This window comes from Actinophytocola sp. (assembly GCF_035712165.1).
Taxonomy (GTDB): domain Bacteria; phylum Actinomycetota; class Actinomycetes; order Mycobacteriales; family Pseudonocardiaceae; genus DASYTH01.
Genome location: NZ_DASTBH010000391.1, coordinates 1 through 4,209, shown reverse-complemented (window position 1 = coordinate 4,209; position 4,209 = coordinate 1). Strand labels below are relative to the sequence as shown.

At 71.5% G+C, this 4,209-nt stretch carries 3 protein-coding genes; all 3 read left to right on the top strand.

The annotated features are described in order from the left end of the window. Positions 1-1,638: phosphoenolpyruvate carboxylase (locus VFO68_RS21740; RefSeq protein WP_325160193.1), on the top strand; the 1,638-nt coding region annotated here is incomplete at its 5' end. A gap of 49 nt (positions 1,639-1,687) precedes the next feature. Continuing rightward, positions 1,688-2,527, top strand: coding sequence for a hypothetical protein (locus VFO68_RS21735; protein ID WP_325160192.1), 840 nt, complete (start codon positions 1,688-1,690; stop codon positions 2,525-2,527). A 131-nt stretch (positions 2,528-2,658) separates the two neighbouring features. Continuing rightward, positions 2,659-4,104 carry a GH1 family beta-glucosidase gene (locus tag VFO68_RS21730; protein ID WP_325160191.1) on the top strand — a complete coding sequence of 482 codons (1,446 nt, stop codon included), beginning with the start codon at positions 2,659-2,661 and terminating at the stop codon, positions 4,102-4,104. Positions 4,105-4,209: the final 105 nt, after the last annotated feature.

The following is a 4,209-nucleotide window of genomic DNA, read 5'->3' as shown; positions in this document are numbered from 1 at the left end:
AACGCCGGCCAGCTCACCGCCGTCGGCCGGCTGGCCTCCACCATCCGTACCGTGTCCGCGTTCGGCCTGCACCTCGCCACGCTGGACGTGCGCGAGCACGCCGAGGCCCACCACGCCGTGCTGCGCCAGCTCTACGCCCGGGTGGGCGAGGTGGAGGATTACGGCCGGCTGGACCGCGCCGAGCGGACCGGGCTGCTCGCCCGCGAGCTGAGCGGGCGCCGCCCGCTGTCCACACCGGACACGCCGCTGACCGACTCCGCCCGGCGCACGTTCGACGTGTTCACCACGATCCGGGCCGCCCAGGAGATGTTCGGCTCCGAGGTGATCGAGTCGTACATCATCTCCATGACGCTCGGCGTGGACGACGTGCTGGCCGCCGCCGTGCTGGCGCGCGAGGCCGGCCTGATCGACCCGCACAGCGGCCGGGCGCGGATCGGCTTCGTGCCGCTGCTGGAGACGCCGGCCGAGCTGGACTCCGGCGGTGTGCTGCTGGACGAGCTGCTGTCGCTGCCCGCGTACCGCGAGGTGGTGCGCGCCCGCGGTGACGTGCAGGAGGTCATGCTCGGCTACTCGGACTCCAACAAGGAGGCCGGGATCACCACCTCGCAATGGCGCATCCACGTCGCGCAGCGGGCGCTGCGGGACGTGGCCGCCCGGCACGGGGTGCGGCTGCGGCTGTTCCACGGCCGGGGCGGCACGGTCGGGCGGGGCGGCGGGCCGACGCACGAGGCGGTGCTGGCCCAGCCGTACGGGACGCTGGACGGCGCCATCAAGGTGACCGAGCAGGGCGAGGTGATCTCCGACAAGTACGCCCTGCCGGCCCTTGCCCGGGAGAACCTGGAGCTCACGGTGGCGGCCGTGCTCCAGGCGACGCTGCTGCACACCACGCCGTGGGTGGAGCCGGACACGCTGCGGCAGTGGGACGCGGCGATGGACGTCGCCTCGGACGCCGCGTTCGCCGCGTACCGGTCGCTGGTGGAGGACCCGGACCTGCCGGCGTACTTCTGGGCCTGCACGCCGACGGAGCTGCTCGGCGCGCTCAACATCGGCTCCCGGCCGGCCAGGCGGCCGAACGCCGACGCCGGGCTGGGCGGGCTGCGCGCGATCCCGTGGGTGTTCGGCTGGACCCAGTCCCGCCAGATCGTTCCGGGCTGGTTCGGCGTCGGCTCCGGCCTGGCCGCCGCCCGCGAGGCCGGCCTGGCGGACACGCTGCGGGAGATGCACGGCAAGTGGAACTTCTTCCGCACGTTTTTGTCCAACGTGGGCATGATGCTGTTCAAGACCGACCTACGGATCGCGTCCCGCTACGTCTCGACGCTGGTGCCGGCGCCGCTGCGGGCGATCTTCGAGAAGATCCAGATGGAGTACGACCTGAGCGTGCGCGAGGTGCTGGCGGTGACCGGCGAGGCGGAACTGCTGGAGGCGCAGCCGGCGCTGCGGCGCACGCTGGCGGTCCGCGACACCTACCTGGAGCCGCTGCACCACCTCCAGGTGGCGCTGCTGCGGCAGTACCGCGACTCGGGCGCGACCGGCCGGGTGCCGGGCCGGCGCCACCCGGGTGACGCCGACCCGACGCTGGAGCGGGCGCTGCTGACGACGGTCAACGGCATCGCCGCCGGCCTGCGCAACACCGGCTGACGCCATTCCCACAGAGATCAATAGTTGACAATGTTTCGACAATTGATGTGTGGGCGGCACAACACCAAGTAATTCGATCTCTTCGTGGCGGCGAGGGATCATTGCCGGGATCATTCTGCTGTTCGCGCTCTCGCCGGTCGCGGCGTGCGGCGGGAGCCCGGACGAGTCCGGTGCGCCGGAACCCGGTGTCGCGTACAAACCGGTCCTGCTGCCGGTGAAGTTCTCGGTCACCCCGCAGGGCGTGAGCATCACGGGCGACACGAGCATCGTCACACCGATCGGCGAGTTCTCGATCAACGCGAGGTACACGCTGCCCAACCGGCCCCCCGGATCGATCTTTGTGATCATCCGCGACCACCTCCGGGGGCGGCACGGCACCGACGACATCTACCAGGTCAGAGCCGGGGGCGACAACTTCACGGCCGTGGTGAACGGACGGACCGTGATCGAGATCCGGGACGGCCACGTCACCATCGACGTCACGGACAGCGTCATCGAGTCCATCCAGTTCCGCCGGGTCGAACCGGTCGCCGGCAGGGCGGAGCAGGGCGCCCTGGGCGCCTGGTGGAGCGGCGCGGTCCGGAAATGGAACGCGGGCTGGAAATCGTCGTTCTACAAGCCCTTCGCGATGACCCGGTGGGCGTACGACGACAGCACGATCGGGGAATGGTACGGCCTCGGCTTCTTCTGGTTCATGCTCCGGTTCACGCTCACCGTGCTGGTGGCCGTCGTCGACGTGGTGCTGACGGCCGCCTTCCTCCTGGCGCAGTTCGCCTATCTGTTCTGGGGACCGACCGGACGCAACATCGTGTGGGCGCTCGTCGCACTGCCGTTCTTCTGGTTGCTGATCATGGGCGGCCTCGCCGTGCTCCGCGACCGTTACGCCTGACGCTGATCGTGGACACTAATACCCCTCTGGGGATAACCAGTGTCCACGATCACCCGCAGGGTTTTCGGGCGGCGCGGCGTCAGCACAATTGAGGCGCGACCGCGCCAGCCGCACGCGCCCGGAGGAACGCCATGGGCCTGTCCCGCCGTACCCTGCTCAAAGCCGTCCCCGTGGCCGCGTTGCCCGCGCTGGCCGCCTGCGACGCGGACCGGCCGGGCGCCGCGCCCGACCGCGGGCCGGCCCCCTCCCCCACCGGGGCACCGACGCGGCCGCTGGGCCTGCGCTTCCCGGAGCGGTTCGGCTGGGGCGCGGCCACGTCGGCGTACCAGGTGGAAGGGGCGGCGAAGGAGGACGGGCGGGGACAGTCCATCTGGGACACGTTCAGCCGCGAGCCGGGCCGGGTGCGCGGCGGCGACACCGGCGACGTGGCGGCCGACCACTACCACCGGTACCGCCAGGACCTGGACCTCATGAAGTCGCTGGGGCTGACGTCGTACCGCTTCTCCATCTCCTGGCCCCGGATCCAGCCGGACGGCCGCGGCACGCCCAACGTGCGCGGCCTGGACTTCTACAAGCGCCTGGTCGACGGCCTGCACGAGCGCGGCATCGCGCCGATGGCCACGCTGTTCCACTGGGACCTGCCGCAGGCGCTGCAGGACCGCGGCGGCTGGGAGCAGCGGGACAGCGCGGGCTGGTTCGCCGACTACGCCGAGATCGTGTTCCGGGCGCTGGGCGACCGGGTCCCGGTGTGGCTGACGCTGAACGAGCCGAAGACGGTGGTGAACGTCGGCTACCGGTACGGCGTGCACGCGCCGGGCAAGCGGGACTTCTCCGCCGCGATGGTCGCCGCGCACCACCTGCTGCTGGCGCACGGGCGGGCGGTGCAGGCGTACCGCGCGTCCGGCGCGAAGCAACGGATCGGGCCGGCGCTCAACCTGGCGCCGGTGTACCCGGCAGACGACACCGCCGGCCGGGACGCGCCGGGCGTGCGCACCGCCGACGGCTTCGAGAACCGGCTCTACCTCGACCCGGTGCTCAAGGGGACGTACCCGGCGGATCTGGAGATCGACCCGCTGCGGGAGGTGGTCCGCGACGGCGACCTGAAGGTGATCTCGTCGCCGATCGACCTCCTGGCCGTGCAGTACTACAACCCGGTCTTCGTCGGGCCGGGCGGCGAGTCGGTCACCAAGCTGCCCACCTCGATCGCCGAGTGGCAGCAGATCTACCCCGAGGGCCTGTACGACGTCCTGACCCGGGTCCGGCGCGACTACGGCGACCTGCCGATCACCATCACCGAGAACGGGATGCCCAGCGAGGACGAACTGGCCGGGGACCGGGTGGCGGACCCGGGACGGATCACGTTCCTGCGCGACCACCTCCGGCAGGCGCACCGGGCGATCGCCGACGGCGTGCGGCTGGAGAGCTACCACGTGTGGTCGCTGCTGGACAACTTCGAGTGGGCCGAGGGGTACGCGCAGCGCTGGGGCATCGTGTACGTGGACTACGAGACGCAGCGCCGGGTGCCCAAGGACAGCGCGCGCTGGTACAGCGACGTCATCCGCCGCAACGCCCTGTGAGGGAGCCGGCCGGCTGGCCCCGCCGGCTAGCTGGTCTCGCCGGCTGGTCTCGCCGGCTAGCTGGTCTCGCCGGCGACGCTGAACGACCGCAGCCGGTTGACCGCG

Coding starts and splice junctions, on each gene's coding strand:
- VFO68_RS21730 (WP_325160191.1), top strand. CDS start 2,659: ATGGGCCTGTCCCGCCGTACCCTGCTCAAAGCCGTCCCCGTGGCCGCG.